This window comes from Leptothoe sp. LEGE 181152 (assembly GCF_032906605.1).
Classification (GTDB): domain Bacteria; phylum Cyanobacteriota; class Cyanobacteriia; order Phormidesmidales; family Phormidesmidaceae; genus Leptothoe; species Leptothoe turfae.
Genome location: NZ_JASATU010000024.1, coordinates 114,888 through 130,504, shown reverse-complemented (window position 1 = coordinate 130,504; position 15,617 = coordinate 114,888). Strand labels below are relative to the sequence as shown.

General features: G+C 47.4%; 9 protein-coding genes. 4 read left to right on the top strand and 5 right to left on the bottom strand.

The annotated features are described in order from the left end of the window. Positions 1–547: 547 nt before the first annotated feature. The gene (locus QGP82_RS14600; RefSeq protein ID WP_499059879.1) at positions 548–4,684 is read right to left on the bottom strand and encodes a LamG-like jellyroll fold domain-containing protein; all 4,137 of its coding nucleotides are present in this window, start codon (positions 4,682–4,684) and stop codon (positions 548–550) included. 909 nt (positions 4,685–5,593) lie between these two features. On the opposite strand from QGP82_RS14600, the gene QGP82_RS14595 reads away from it, so the two are divergent. From QGP82_RS14595 to QGP82_RS14585, 3 genes are read left to right on the top strand one after another with little or no spacing between them, the layout of a single operon-like run. Further along, positions 5,594–6,034 carry a MerR family transcriptional regulator gene (locus QGP82_RS14595; RefSeq protein WP_163668581.1) on the top strand — a complete coding sequence of 147 codons (441 nt, stop codon included), beginning with the start codon at positions 5,594–5,596 and terminating at the stop codon, positions 6,032–6,034. Between the two features lie 33 nt (positions 6,035–6,067). Next, positions 6,068–6,850, top strand: coding sequence for a glucose 1-dehydrogenase (locus tag QGP82_RS14590; protein WP_499059877.1), 783 nt, complete (start codon positions 6,068–6,070; stop codon positions 6,848–6,850). A 14-nt stretch (positions 6,851–6,864) separates the two neighbouring features. After that, complete coding sequence (locus QGP82_RS14585; protein ID WP_499059875.1) at positions 6,865–7,851, top strand: Vgb family protein; 987 nt, start codon at positions 6,865–6,867, stop codon at positions 7,849–7,851. Positions 7,852–7,956: 105 nt separating this feature from the next. Here QGP82_RS14585 and QGP82_RS14580 read toward each other — a convergent pair whose 3' ends face one another. Beyond that, positions 7,957–9,021 (bottom strand): hypothetical protein, encoded by a 1,065-nt coding sequence (locus QGP82_RS14580; protein WP_499059873.1) that lies wholly within the window; start codon positions 9,019–9,021, stop codon positions 7,957–7,959. Positions 9,022–9,221: 200 nt separating this feature from the next. On the opposite strand from QGP82_RS14580, the gene QGP82_RS14575 reads away from it, so the two are divergent. Then, positions 9,222–10,049 carry an AraC family transcriptional regulator gene (locus QGP82_RS14575; protein WP_499059871.1) on the top strand — a complete coding sequence of 276 codons (828 nt, stop codon included), beginning with the start codon at positions 9,222–9,224 and terminating at the stop codon, positions 10,047–10,049. A 68-nt stretch (positions 10,050–10,117) separates the two neighbouring features. Here the strand turns inward: QGP82_RS14575 and QGP82_RS14570 are convergent, their stop codons facing one another. The 3 genes from QGP82_RS14570 to QGP82_RS14560 all read right to left on the bottom strand — a co-directional run bounded on the left by QGP82_RS14570 (position 10,118) and on the right by QGP82_RS14560 (position 15,085). Next, positions 10,118–10,951, bottom strand: coding sequence for an SWIM zinc finger family protein (locus QGP82_RS14570; protein WP_499059869.1), 834 nt, complete (start codon positions 10,949–10,951; stop codon positions 10,118–10,120). 12 nt (positions 10,952–10,963) lie between these two features. Further along, positions 10,964–14,170, bottom strand: a complete 3,207-nt coding sequence (locus QGP82_RS14565) for a DEAD/DEAH box helicase (RefSeq protein ID WP_499059867.1) — start codon at positions 14,168–14,170, stop codon at positions 10,964–10,966. A gap of 246 nt (positions 14,171–14,416) precedes the next feature. After that, positions 14,417–15,085, bottom strand: a complete 669-nt coding sequence (locus tag QGP82_RS14560; protein WP_163702674.1) for an HAD family hydrolase — start codon at positions 15,083–15,085, stop codon at positions 14,417–14,419. Positions 15,086–15,617: the final 532 nt, after the last annotated feature.

Below are 15,617 nucleotides of genomic sequence, written 5' to 3'. Positions count from 1 at the left end.
CATCCCCAGCAAGTACTTGAGGAAGCAACTAAAACTGAATAAACGCCAGTTAACACTGCGTTGCAACAGCGGAGTGTTAGCAATTGATAAAAGGCTAAAGTTACTAACGCCGTTGAACTTCGCCGTTGTCCCTCACTTCGAATCTCAAAGCCATTAAGAATTCTGCAAGAAAGCTAACACCGGATCTTGCATCTGCCTAGCCGCAGGAAAGCACAAAGTGAGAATATGGAAGCGCCAGCGACGAGATTTCGGAAAGAGCTTATCTTTTCAGCCACTAGTAACATCAGATAAATTTCATACTGACTGGGTAATTCAGGGTTTTACCGCTTTGTCCAGTGTTTGAGACTGCTATCATATTCGACGCCTGGGGTTAATAAAGTTTGTGGGAAAGCTTGAAAATATAACCAAAGCGCCAGAACCTGTACTGACCAATCATTCTCTGCTTAGAGTTATCATGGTCGTCCTGGTGCCAGCGCTTTGGCATGTAATCTTGTCAGTGGTCCTCTAATTATTGGTCAGAGGTTGTGCCCGTTTTGCTCCCGTTTATTTACAACTGTTGCCTTAACTCAGCTACATCATTTTGTAGGAACTGTATATTGAAGATTGTTGTAGAAACACCCGAAACAAGATTTATGATAAACATAGCAGACAAGGCTGCAAACTCAAACTTAGGACTCTTAATAGCTCGCAGAAAGGCAAACGAACCCGGTAGCATCCCTAGCACTTCATTGGCAATTGTACGCTTTTTGTCTTCTTTGACAGTGGACAAATATTTGCCAGCTAACCCGAGTTCAACCCAAGCGAGCACGGTGGAAAGTTCTATTATCGGTGCTGTTTTATCAAGAAGTCTAGTGGCTCGTCTGAGTCTCTGTCTTGGAAACTTATCCTTATCGATCCCAGAGGCCTGAGCACCTATAGCGCCAATTACATAGACGATATCTATGCCCAACATCGCCGTTCTCCATCCCCACAGAACGCGTTCCCAGTACATTTCCTCCTCTTCTTTCTTGGACTTGCTAACGTTGTGTTTCTTTTGTCCGATGGCGTAAGGGTAACCACCGGGTTCTACTTTAGAGCCGGGGAAACTTCCCAACCAGCTAACGCCACTCAAAAAGAGACTCATATACTCGAAGAAAATCGGACCTTCTTCACCGCCTTCGGGGATTAAATCCATCTTTGTGCTGATGAAAGCATTGACGACATCGGCTGCGATCGCAATCCCACCAAAAGCCTGCATCTTGAGTATAGTGTTCTCGATATCAATCCCATCCTCATTTGACTGAACAGAAAGAAGCTGTTGATCGGACGCTACTATCTGTTTTGTGGAAAACTCAGGCTCTGGAACATCCCCTAGGGAAACCTTCCCAAACATCAGTTTTGTCATTACCGTAGCCGGAATAGATACCAGTAGACTGGTGAGATTGAGGATAGTCAGCTTACCCGCACCTAGCATCTTAAACAGAGCAGAAACGAGAGGAATCCGAATTTCCGCATTCAGCAAATCCTGGAACAGCTCAATCGCCGCTACAACAATATCAAGGAAGATGAAGATGATATCTTCGCCCAAGTCTAAGGTCCCGATGCCCACATCTCTAAAGGTGTCGATGACAGTGGCCAGGGCCAATTCTGGTCGGTTCGGATTGGCAATGATGGTTTCAACGGTGCCAATCAGTCCGTCAAACATTTCAAGCTTGATATTCAAAGCCGTTTTGAGTGCTTCTAGGAAGCTTTCAAAAGCCTGCTGCATCGCCGATAAGGCGGTCCGATCTTTCTCTGCCAAGTCTTCCTCGGGGGTGGTTTTACTGTCTGAACGTTTTGAACCGCCTAAGATTTTATTGAGCAACCACTCAGCCGCTTCGGGTAAGTCAAAACTAGACCCTTTATCCACCTCATCAGACTCAACACCCAAGGCTCGAATTAAGTCATCGGTTCCTTTATTTAAGCCGTCTTGTAAATCATCTACAAAGGCTGATACATGACCTTTAGCAGAAGCAACCAACCCACTGGCAGAATCCAAAGCAGAGTTGATCGTTTTGACCAGCAGGCGATGAGTGTCTAGAATATCGTCCCAGTTGAACAAAAACTGTAGAAACTCGATGAACTGTTTGATGGACTTCACCACCGTTTCTACCACCCCTTCAACAAAGTCAGCTACCTTTTCAGCGGTGTCCACCACAAAGTCAATGATGCCTTCAGCGGTTTTGACAATCACATGCACAATGTCTTTAACCTTGCCAATGACAACCGATGTGGCTTTTTTGATTGCCTTTTTAAATTTTCTGCCGAGGCGGCGGCCAAACTTTTTGGCAGAGAAGACCCTGGCAGTGCCTAGGGTGACCGGACCGTTAGCCTCTGGACTATCCTCTTCTTCAGCGGGTGCGGCTTGGGTAAGCAGTTTTTGCCATTCATCCGAGCTAACCTGTCTTTCTGCGATCAGAGGTTTGGCAATCACCGATCGTCGACCATCACCCGGTCGAGCCGGTTTAGCGCTTCCTGTAGCGCCCAGGGTCAGCTCCCATGGCTTGTCGATAGTCGTGCCAGAGACAGCCCGATTGGCTGACTGAACCCGGTTTTTCCCTGTAGGGGTATCCTCACCATAGTTCACGGTGGCCATTACCCGTTTGATGGTGTTTTGGGCGCTGGTGACCTCTGCTTTGCTATGGGCCTTGCGATCCACAATTAAGTTGCCTTTAGCATCTTTGGCATTCCACAGTGCGCCATCTTCTAGTTCAGCGATTTGCTTATGGGCCTCTCGGTTGGGGAAAATCACCACCCGCTCATTGGAGGCCATGTCGCTGGTGCGAATCTTCAGACCTGGGGTGTTGAGGCCATCGGCCTCGGAGGTGATCATAATCTGATTTAGCTGATTGGGACTGAGGCTGACCGAGCGCTCTTCATCGATGTCATAGGTGGTGCCGTCAACTTCGATTTGGGTCAGATCAGTTGCTGCAATCTCGATCTCACCAGCGCCGGGGTCAAACCTCAGAGTCGTACGATAGGACGAAAACTCTTCTAGGTTATCCCCCACCATGCGATAGTCTTGGCTCAGTTTGGTTGTATAAGAGGTAAAAACATCTTCAGGGGCAATCGTTCTAAAGATTTGAATCGAGGAAATCGTATCATTACCGATCTGCCTATCACTCAAGCGTGGAACGTTTTCGACGATATCTTCAATCTCTTCTTCCCGTTTATCGTCAGCGGCCTGATGGTCGAGGTTTTTAAATACTGTCACCCCCGTATCTGGACCTAATCGAATGGATGATGTTTGATCATTTAAATCGTGAAAGTCTTTTAGGTGTGTATACTTACCTGAAGTATATTTGTCACTATCAGACAAGATCCAGGTTCTCCCATAGTAGGCTCTATGCTTATATAGGGCTACTTCTCCCGGTGCTAGTTCTCCCACCTGGCCTTCATTGTCTGCCATTTTGGCCACACGGATGAAAATGGCACGGTCTTCCTTTTGCCCGGTCCAGTCGAATGTGTTGTCTTCAACGAGTGCTAACCATTGGTTATTGGCCTGATTGATAATCGAGAACTCATCTTTGAGATGCTCTAAATCATCAACAAACAGATGGGTGGGGTCCTCCCCAGGAGATACCTTCAACAAGGTGCTTTCTTGATCGGAGCCAGGAATGAGCTGAAGCTGATTTCGCTGTAGATTGTAGTGGAATCTAAACAGCTCGTGGAATGACCTTCGGGGCGATGTGGTCAGGACAGATTTACCCAGGCTCAAGAACTGACCTTTGGGCGCTTTGATCACCCACTTGCCAGTAAACGGCTCTTCGATAGCTGGCCAAATCCGGATTGATTTAGGAAAGTTCTCCAGTCGTGAGAGCCGGATATCCGGCAGGTCTGCATAGCACTTTTGCGCTGTTCCCCTAAAATTATTTTGCTGATATAGGGTAACGCCGGTATTGTGACCCACCCGCAGCTGCTTAAAGCTACTGGAAAAACGGGATAGATCCTCAACATTTTGAGTAAGGATGACGGCGGCGTTATCGGCACCCACCAGTTCAATTTCACCGTCGCGCAGTGGTGGATTTGCAGGTGGAACCAGGGCTTGAATCTCGGCATCGCTGAGAGCTGTGTGGTAGATGCGCAGGTCTTCGTATTGGGCGTTTGGAGTCCCTCGTCTGGAATGACCCAGCTTCACATCGACGTTATTGCTAATGTTGGCCACACCTGTTTTTGATTCGGCTTCCGCTGCGAGTACCCCATCAATGTAGATCTTGATGGTGCGTCCTTGTCTAACAACGGCTACATGAAACCAGGTTCTATTGGGCATCATCGATAGGCGCTTAGTTGCAACTTTCACATAATGCTTGGCCTTACTATTTTCATCGACGTGGAAAAATATTCTTCTATCAGATAGCCGCACAGAGAAAAAATTACCGTGCCCCTGCATCACCTGGTCACCGATAATGTCTAATTCATTATCGCCATGGGTACTGATATTCCTCATGCCAAACGCCACGGTAAAGTTGCTGGTGCCAAATTGACCCACCTCTTTACCCAAATTGACATGGGAGTCTTTGCTGAGTAAATGAATGGCATTGCCAATGCGGCCATGTCCCTTGAATGCAGACTTAAAAAGGCGTGATTGAACACTGTTGACAGTATCTACGGTTGTTGTCCCTTGTCTCTCATTAAACTGCCAGTGGTATTTAGGTTGAACTGCCATGTTTTTCCTGTTGTGAATTGTTGTGAGCTATAAAAATTTGAACCTTGACCACATCAAAACCAGCGTCTTCCCCGAAGAAAACTCTCAGGCTTGAAATTGAGTTTGGTTTATATAAATTGGTGCACTCTTTAGAGGTATTTAGGTCCTTAAAGAGCCACGCAGAAGGTTACTTCCATTTATGTTGTTTGGATTCCAGAAACCATGAGCAAAAAATTTTAGAATCTAGAGTGAGAAGGGCTTAATCGGTAGATCTTTCTTTCTAAGCAGACTAAAAACAAAATTTTAAGGGGATATTGACACACTTAAACGCCTTTATTAGAGGGGCATAAGTGTTGTTTCAAATATTCTTTTTTAGGTAGAGCACAAAAAACAGGTAACCAATTGCTTTTCAATGGCAAGCCCATACGTGGGATACGAACACAATTGATTGTCAGTTATGAATACGAATAATAGTTAAACTTGGATGACTTTAATTTTTAGCACCTGTCGAATGTTTTGTATTTAAATTAGACAAACCATCCCAAAGCAAACGCTTTATACACCAAGCCTTAACATCCAACGTGAACCTCCTCATATCAATCAATATTTACCTACTTGACTATCTATACGAACGAGGGAGCGATTTGGATGAAAAATATGCCGTATGGAATACACACAAAGGCTAATCCCATCTACACCTTGCCATCCCATTTGGATCACCAGAAGGTTGTCATGGGCCCGAAGTTCGTGTGATTTTGCAGTAACCAAAGCTTTTCCATAAATGGTCTAGGATTCAGTTAACTTGCAATTATTGATGAGATACTACTTTGAAGTTGATGGTAAGGCGATCGCAAAAATTCAAACACACATTAGAAATTTATGAGCACCGGCTATTGACCTAGAGCGCACTCTACCTTTTATAGTTGCGGTATGACGACTGAATTAACCATCCGACAAGCTGCTAAGGCAACAGGGCTAAGTATCCACACTTTACGTTATTACGAGAAAGTTGGGCTTTTAGCTCCGATTTACCGAGCATCTAATGGACATCGACGGTACTCCGCCGAAGATATTGCTTGGCTAGAGTTTTTGGTGCGTTTGCGGGAAACCGGAATGCCAATCAAAAAAGTGATTGCCTTTGCAGATTTGGTGCGTCAGCATCCCAATGAAGTTAGTGAACGACGCGTGTTACTTGAGGAGCATCGCAATCAGGTCAAACAACACTTAGAGGAACTCACCCATCACTTGCAAGTGATTAACTTGAAAATTGAACACTATCAACAACTGGAAGCAACTGGTGAAAACGATCACAACTGCATTTTCTGGAAGCATCATCTTGAAAAATCTCTAGACAGCAAGTTGAACAAATAATTTTCACCTCAACCTAAATTAGGAGACTCAGAAATGAAGTTTCAAGGCAAAGTAGCCCTCATCACTGGGGGTAGTTCTGGCATGGGTCAAGCGGCTGCGATCGCATTTGCCCAACAGGGTGCAACAGTGATCATTGCAGCGCGACGTGAAGATCAAAGCCAAGATGTGATTTCTCAAATTCATGCTTTAGGGTGGAAGGCTCACTTTATTAAAACAGATGTGGCAAATTCTGATGAGATTCAATCACTGATCGAAAAAGTAGTCGACTATCATGGTCGCCTGGATTTTGCCTTCAACAACGCTGGAACAGAAGGTAAATTTGCCCCCATCACCGAGCTAACAGAAAGCGACTGGGAACACACAATCACGATCAACCTGAAGGCAGTTTGGCTCTGCATGAAGTATGAAATTGAACAAATGCTCACACAGAAAAACGGAGGCGCGATTGTCAATACATCGTCTTGGCTAGCAAAAGGTGGGTTAGTCGGTTCTACGATCTATTCAGCGAGTAAAGGTGGACTGGATGGCATGGTCAGACCTGCCGCGTTGGTGTACGCAAGTCACAACATTCGCATCAATAATATCAATCCCGGCATCATTGATACGGCGATGTTTCGTCGCTTTGGCAATCCCGACGATCCAAATGATGCCGTTGTGCAAGCCTTCACTCACCACATTCCACTCAAACGGTTAGGTAGTTCTCAAGAAGTGGCAGAAACCGTATTGTGGCTCTGTTCTGATGCCGCCTCATACATCACTGGACAAACCATCTCTGTGGATGGTGGATATGCCATTCCCGGACACCGCGTCGCTTAAAAGGGAGTAATGCAATGAAACGACGAGAATTTCTTTTAGTTTTAGGATGTGCAGGTACGATCGTACTGTCCTCCAATCAGCCGATTGCCGCCTCTGCAAGGGAACTAGAGCCGATCGAACTACCTGCTGGTTTTCAGTATCCCAATGGTATTTCCCATGGCAGTGACGGCACACTCTATATTGGCTCCATTACCAGTGGACAGATTTTGCGAATCACGCCTGATGGCAAGACCGAGATAGTTTTCCCCGGTAATGATGAAGTATTTGCCGCCACCGCATTACGACTAGATGAACCACGCGGTATTCTCTGGGGCAGTTCACCTGATTTCCTGGGAACCCGTAGCGCCAATGGGGAGACCGTTCATCGCCCACCGCGTATCTTTGCCATCGATGTTCGTTCTGGTAATGTGCTACAGGTCATTTTGATGCCGGAGGGTGGTTTCGGCAATGATCTGGCCATTGATCCAGACGGCGGCGTTTACGTCACCGACAGCACCCTGGCTCGGATTCACTACCTGGCTCCGGGAACAAGCCAGTTGCAGACTTGGGCAGTTGATGAGCGGTTTCGGGCCGAGCGCATTGGACTGGCTGGCATTGCACGGCGATCCGATGGCGTCTTAATTGTGGGACATTATTCTAACGGTACTCTCTTCAAAGTGATGCCTCAACTTGACGGATCTGCAACGGTTGAAGAGATTTCTTTGGAAAGATCGCTAGAGAATCCAGATGGAATGCAATTTGCCCCCGATGGTTCATTGATTCTCACCGAAGGCGCGGCTACCAGCGGTAATGGTCATCTTTTACGCATCCATAGTTTTGCACCTGGCACAAATCCAACACCAATTGAGACATTAGCCTCTGATCTTAAGTCACCCGTCAATCTGACGCTGGTTGGACAAGAGATTTGGGTTACTGAGTCCCAGATCCGTCATCGTCTGAGGCCGGGGCAAGAAACTGAAGTTCCCGATCGTTTCTTCATCCGTCGATTTAAGCTGCTGTAGAGATAGGCAATCGCCGCCGCACAATCGTAATCGATCGACGGCGATAACAGTCTGCGCGATCATCGTCCATTCAACATCTATCGACGGCGATAACAGTCTGCGCGATCATCGTCCATTCAACCCATCAGTTCGCCACTGCCGCCACTGCAGTAGCAACCAAGCTCGATGCTGTTTGAACAGCGTATAAAAGTAGATTGCCAGAATCGCAATAAGGCAGACTGTGCCCAACGTGTTATATGTGTTGATAATTTGCTGGTGGCTCCAGCCATGGCCATAGGCGAGCCTTTCCATGTCGCCATCACCGCCCCACATTGAGCCCCACGGAATCTCCTGCAAACCACGTCGCACTTGCCGCCAGTTCCATAGGCTGCCAAAAAATGTAAACGATGCACCAACAACAACAGGGTAGCGGTACAGTCCCCACTGAAAATACTGCGGGAGTGGAAAATAGTAGCCCACAATTAGCAGAGCACAAATCAAAAACTCGCCACCAATGCCACCGAAGTACAACAACATATCAAACGTATTGGCCGACATTAGCCAGGTCATGCCAAACTGTATGACTGCAAGAGAGATAGCTAACAGCCTGGGCCAGCGCTTCTGTTCCCGCTGCCCAGCCCAAAACAGCAATCCCAACAGGAGCAACACACCAACATACACAAAGAAAGACCGCTCCGGATTGACTGGCGTAAACCCAATGGGTAAAGGAATAGCACGCCGTCCAGACATCCAGGCTACGACCGCATGACCGAACTCGTGAAACCAGATATCAATACCCTGCAGCAGCCCTCCGATGGGCGCAAAGGCTTTCAGAAAAATACCGGTCAGTACCATTAATGGAAAATAAAACACCGCGCTAAAGCGGTTGTCAAAGGACATTAGATCAGTATCAGCCTTGGTAAGTGGCGCGATCGCAAACTTCTGTTGCCAGGCTGCCTGCTTTGGTGCCGTCAAACCATAAACATGCACCACCCGCACATCCGCCAGTCCCAGTTCAGCTAAGTCTATACGGTAAAGCAACGTCCGTAGGGTATTGGTCGCAGGCTCCGGCATTGGCGCATCGGCTATCGTCAGACCGATATATAAATGCTCTCCGCGTACACTGACCTGGGCCGAGAGCCCAACCTGCGCGATCTCAGCTACCAAAGCATTGAAGCTATCCGGCTGCATAGGCTATTTCACCGTATGAAACTAATGCTAGCGTTCCCATTCTTGCAAGTTGGGCAGGGTGCAATAGACATCAAACTTATCGGTCTGATCATCAAGTAACTGGTACAAGTTTATCAGAATCAACCTGAATATGTTCCTTGGAAAACGTCCCGATTTGATTTGATACCCTATATTTCTTCTATTTTGTTTGGAGCACGACAGTGCGCATACTAGCCATTGAACCCCATCCTCAACTGCGACCCTATGTGCTGAGTTATAGGATGGTTGAAGACAAGCTGGGAGAAGTTGCAGGGACACCTATTTGGACCTGCCCGGAACCCATTGGTGTGTTGAGCGCAAACTTTGGGAAACGTTCGTACCATGAATCGGGCAAGATTCACCCTAAGGTTGGTTTGCTAGGGGTACAAACGCGCACTCGTAAATGGATCTCCCAGCCAGAGACTTTGTTTGTCATGGCCATCCTGACCGTCCCCGGCATGATGATCTTGTTTCCAGATATCGGCCAAGATTGTGCGGATAACCTGCTTGATATGGCAGATTTGTGGGGTGAGCGAAAAGCAGGAGAATTTTGGCGCTGCCTTCCCCACGAATTGCCACCCGATGATGTCAAAAGTGCACTGGATGGGTGGCTCCTAAACTTGTTCAGGGCAGTGCCGGTTTCTGTTGTGCAGCGTCGTTTGCAGTTACATCAGGTGCTGACGTCCAATAGGCGCATTGATACAGCCTGTGAACAACTGGGAATAACTCCGAGATCGCTACAGCGTGAATTTCAACGCCATCTTGGCATCAGCCCCAAGCAAGTGATGAACCTGTATCGATTACAACGCAGTGTCAGGGCCAATGTGGAGACTATAGCCCAAAGGCCGCTGCAAGACTTTGCAGATCAAGCTCACGAAATACGCGCGTGGCGTCGATATCTGAGCCGAACACCTGGCCGATATAGCCCTGAGAATAGATCGATGCTGGCTGAAACGTTTGCGTCTTCAGCCCAGGGAGTCAGCCTGGATCCAACTATTTTCTACCTATAGATGCCGCATCTATAGATGTCGCATCGATGTCGCAAATGTTCAATACACTCAACAGTGATTGCTTGCCTTTATAACTGTCCCTTGGCTTTTACCTGCTCATACAACGTCTCCATTGCTTCAATAAACGAATTATCCCGATCCCAAAAGCCCGGAAAGTCTCCTTGTTTTTTCACTGGAATGCCTGACACTGGATTATCGGGTAAAACCTCCATTGTTTGAGGCAAACGCTTGGCTCCATGCCAAAAGTCTCGCAACTCAGTTTTTGCAGGTACTTTGATTGTCTCTAGTGGCGCGTAGTAAGAGTCTACTGGTTTAGGAGGTTGCTGTTCTGACTGTAATTCCGCTGACAGCGCCTGTCCTAAGGGAGATTTTGCCAGTTCCCGTAATAATTCCTCCCGTGACAAGCCCCGCAGTTCAAACAATAAAAACGGATCTTGATCGAGTTCTGCCGCGACCAAATAGTAAACACCGGCAATATGTTTGCATGGATTACTGTAGTCTGGACAAGAACAGCTGGTTTTGAAGTCTCTGGCACTTGCTGGTAGCAGATTGAGGTTTAGCTGCTTAAATGTATCCTCAATATTGTCTGGAATCTCGTTGAGCAATAAACGAGAAATCAAACTTGCTTTGGAGGCAATCAGTGCGATCTCAGCTGACCACTTGGCCTTACTTAAAGGCTGGAACTCAATCGTGGTGAAATACAGTGGTTCCTTATACACCCCAAAGTAAGGATTCACCGAACCTCGGACCTGTGCAGTGACTCGCCCACCCTCAATGTCAAAGCTTTTAACCTTATTGCCCCTGGCATAGGAGCGCCCACGACTGAGGCGTCCTGGGTCGGTTAGCTTTTCAATGGCTTGGATGAATTGTTGTCCCCACCAGCTGCGACTAAATTGGCTCATGATGCTTCCCTCTTACTCCATGATCGCACTTTTGTTCAACGAAATCAGCTGCCTAAACGCATCGTTATCCAGCTCCGTTAACCAGGATTCATCGGCCCCAACAATTGAACCCGCCAGCTTCTTCTTATCTTCGATCATTTCGTCTATGCGCTCTTCCAGGGTGCCCATGGCTACAAACTTGTGGACAAACACATTTTTCTTCTGACCAATTCGAAAAGCCCGATCTGTGGCCTGATCTTCCACCGATGGATTCCACCAACGGTCAAAATGGAAAACATGGTTAGCTTTGGTCAGGGTAATGCCTACACCACCAGCCTTGAGCGAAAGCACAAATACCGACGGCTCTGTTTCCGGATCTTGGAATTCAGCAATCATTGCCTCGCGTTTTTTTCGTGGGGTGCCGCCATGGAGATAGTAGGTATTACAGTGAAAGGTGTGGCGCAGGTATTTCTCCAAGGCTGACCCCAGCTCGGTGAATTGGGTAAATACCAAAAGGCTATCCCGCTCCTCCATGGCCTCTTCCACCATTTCGGTAAGGCGGGTGAGCTTATGGGAGCGCACCGCCGTAAACTCACTATCATCCTGTAAAAACTGCCTTGGATGATTGCACACCTGCTTCAACTTTGTCAGCGTTGCCAAAATCAATCCCTTGCGGTGAATGCCTTCTGCGGCCTGTAGCTGAGTCTCCACATCTTTGACCACGGCTTCATAGAGCGATGCCTGTTCTTTCGTCAGGTTACAGAACAGTTTTTGTTCCACCTTATCCGGCAGGTCTTTGATGATTGATTGGTCTGTTTTTACCCGCCGCAAAATAAAGGGCTCCACCAGTTTTTTCAGGGTGGCCGACTGACGCGGATTGTTACTTTTCTGAATCGGTACCTCAAAGCTTTTACGAAACTGGGCCTGGGTGCCTAAATAGCCGGGATTTAAGAAGTTAAAAATGGACCAGAGATCCAATAGACGGTTTTCAATTGGGGTGCCGGTGAGGGCCAATCTGTGAGGCGCAGAGAATTTACAAATGGCTTTGGTTAACGCTGCTTTAGGGTTTTTGATATTTTGCGCCTCATCCAGCACAATGCGGTGCCACTCGACACCATTAAACAGCTTGGCATCTTTGCGAGCTAACGCAAAAGAGGTGATCAAGATGTCATGCTCTCGACAGGCTTTTTTGAAGGTTTTAGCATCCTTGGCACGGTCGCTACCGTGATGCACGGCGGCCTTAATTTGGGGAGCAAACTTTTGGATTTCCCGGAGCCAGTTGCCGACCACAGAGGTGGGGGCAATCAGCAGCGTAGGCGGTACTTTGATGGCTTCTGCCGTTTTCTTTTTACGGCCTTTTTTAGGTTTAGGGGGTTGCCGTTCTTGCACCATGCGGGCAATCACCTGGACGGTTTTACCCAACCCCATATCGTCGGCCAGACAGCCATTGAGACCCAGCTGTTCTAGATACTGTAACCAGGAAACGCCTCGCTTTTGGTATTCCCGCAGCTGACCTTGAAATGTATCGGGGTTATCCACGGGTTGGAGCTTATTTTTGTCGCCCAGTTTAGTGAGCATATCGGCGAGGGTGTCTTTGCGATCGCACTCCACCTCCAAATCATCCTCACCCGCCGCCGTTAGCTTCATAAAGTCCAACAGTGACAGCTCTGGATTCTCCTGCTGATGAGTTTTCCAGAACTCCAGCATCTGCTGCATCTTGTCCTGGTCCAGCTCCATCCATTGACCGCGAAACTGCACCAATGGTGTCTTAGCATTCACCAGCTGGTTCCACTCCTGTTCCGTGATCTTTTCTTCGCCAATGGCTAGTTCATATTGGTACTCCACCAGGCTCGCAAAGGAGAAATAACTCTTGGATTTATCGTCACCTCCTGACAGGGACTTTCCTTTGGCCTTGAGCCGCACCTTCGCCCGCTGTCGTCCCTTGGGGGTCCACCAGGCGGGCACAATCACCTTATAGCCCGCATTTTCTAACACCCAGGCCGACTCTTTGAGAAAGTTAAAGGCTCCATCCAGAGTGAGCTGAATGCCAACGGGCTGGTCGGTTTCCATGCCCTGCCAGAGATCGGGATAAATCCGAGCAGCATAGCCTAAGTTTAGCAACAGGTTTTGCTCAAACTCTCCCCCCAATTGGTCTTTTATCTGTTTCTGTTGCTTAGGTCCCATGCGCCAATAGTTATCTAAGGCTAGCTTGAGGGAGGGATCATCTTTAGGCGCAACCTGAAACTGTAGCTGCCAGGGGTCGTCTGGTTTGAATGGGTCTTGGAGATGAAAGTACAGATAAAAGGGCTGATCGGTCTGGGTACGGACAATGCGATCGCGCCAGGCCTGCCATTGTTGATATTGCTCTAACCCTTCAGCCTGGGGCCACACATCTAGATCTAAACAGTCCGTCAGCACTGAATCTTTGATGGTGTTTTCAAATGCTTTTGTAAACTGAGTATGGGCCACAATTTCAGTCAGTAAGCACTCTGAGAAATGCCGCAGGAGAGACAGCCGATCGTAAAACTGAGGTGTTGTGAACGGTTCCGCAAATCCTGCTGCACACATCAGGGGCATGTGCTCCACAAATTCCTCCAGGGTAGTCCCATAGTCTTCACCAATAAACTCCCACCCTGAATAAATTTCAAAGTTGTCTGACCGCTTAGATGACTGACGTTTCTTGATGGGGTCTAGCGAACGGTATTTGAGGGCAGGAACATAGTGATCTTTCCAAATAATCCGTTTTAACGCTTGGGTAAAATGGAACCAAAATAGCAGGTCTGCCCCTAGCTGGATCTCACTCAAATTGTGTAGGGCAAGAAAATGAAGCTCATTGAGTAAAGGAATAACAGAATTTGGACCTGCTTTACTTTTAACAGCGGCGGCAGCTGGGATAGAACAACAATCAATTTGCCAATATTCAAATTTAAACCGATCGGGTAAGTCAATCTCCAGGTAGCGCGATAGCTCTAAAGACGGCAGTGGCTGATTGTCAACCGTCGGCAATAGAAAGTAGCAGGGAGTGATCAGCTCCTCCAACGGATATCGATCGGGGGACTGAATCTTAAACTCATTCGCTAGTAGGTCAACTAAATCTGCCGCCACTAAGTGTCTAGGATGGCATGGCTCTGCCTCCTGAAACGCTGTTTCTGCAATAGTTTCAACCCATAGGTAAAATTCACCCGATAGAATAAAGTCAGCCCCAGATTCAGGAATCCAGGTACCGTGAAGGATTTGCATGGCAAGTCACGGAATAGAACGTAGATATGGCCCAAGTTAGCGCCCATACTATCGCGTTTGGCTGTGCTGTTACAGCTAATTGCTTGATGTAACGTAACACTATCTCCACATAAGCGTGTTCTTTGTTACATCATTTTTATGGATACTTAGGAAATACTGTTATGAGCGTTATTCCTTAATATCTAAGTCCCATGACCACCTATGAATGTCCTGACTCTGAGCTTTTGGCTAAACAGTAAACCAACATCACAGTTCACCATTTAAAATCCAATCAACCAGCTCTTCTACACCAGCACCGCGATATTGGGTGGTGACGCGGTCAGCCATATCCTTAACGGCTGGCAGAGCATTGGCGACGGCGACGCCCAAACCACAGCTCTTAAGTAAGTCAAAGTCGTTTTCCGCATCACCGATCCCGACGACTTGATTAGCCGTCAGCCCCAGCTCAGTCAATGCCACGTTGAGCCCCGTCGCTTTGGTAACGTTGGCAGGCAACACCATGACAGCCCGCTTATTCATAATCACTCGGGATGCTAATCCCATGGATTGAATGGTTTGCTGCACCACGGCTCCATGGGGTTGCCAGGTGGATACAATTACCTGTCCTGTGTTGATCGGGCTAACGTGCTGAGCCTTGAGGGTGGCGATAAATGCGTCAGGGGGTGGGTCCGCCAACAGTTGAAGCCGCTCACTGGCGGGGTGGTAGAAAACCGCACCATTCTCAACAACGACACCATCAAAAATGGCCAGGGCTGAAAAAGCGTTTTGTAGATCTGTCAACTCTCGCCCAGTTACCATTAATAGCAAGCCCCCTGCTTGCTGATAACGCTTTAGAGCCGCCAACGTGGTGTCGGCAACACGCCCCTCGGTGGCTAATGTGCCATCATAGTCGGTTGCGATCGCACGATATTTCATACCCCTCCTCCAAAAAAATATTCTCGTCAGTTGTCAGCCTATGTGCAAGCAATTCCAAGTGATTGGTGTAACATCCCTCAGCAACTGTGCCTTAGAACACGTCGCTAGATATCATCTATTGGTACCTGTTGGTATCTGTCATTTATCCTATTTTAAGAACACTTTTATAAGCTAACCCATTGAACTCCTAGGAAACATTCCCTGAAGTCAATTGAATACGTTATCATCCTAGTAATTGAAAACAAGCGTTATTCGTCCAATTTCACCTCTAAATTGACTGTTTCTGCGTGTGTTTGACCTCAACTGCTAGAGTAAATAGTCAAATGTCTAGTATTCTTCTACCTTTAGAACATTCCTGGCATTTGAGTCAAAATGTTGAGCGGTGGAATATTTAGTGGCAAACGCTAGAGTTGTGTAAGAGTGAACTCATCAATGAATGGAGTCTTGTGAAACTCTTTTCATTGCTTATGTCTACAAGGACATGTACAACTAAAAATAGCCAGTATTAACGATGTCAAGGCAATAGTTTCAA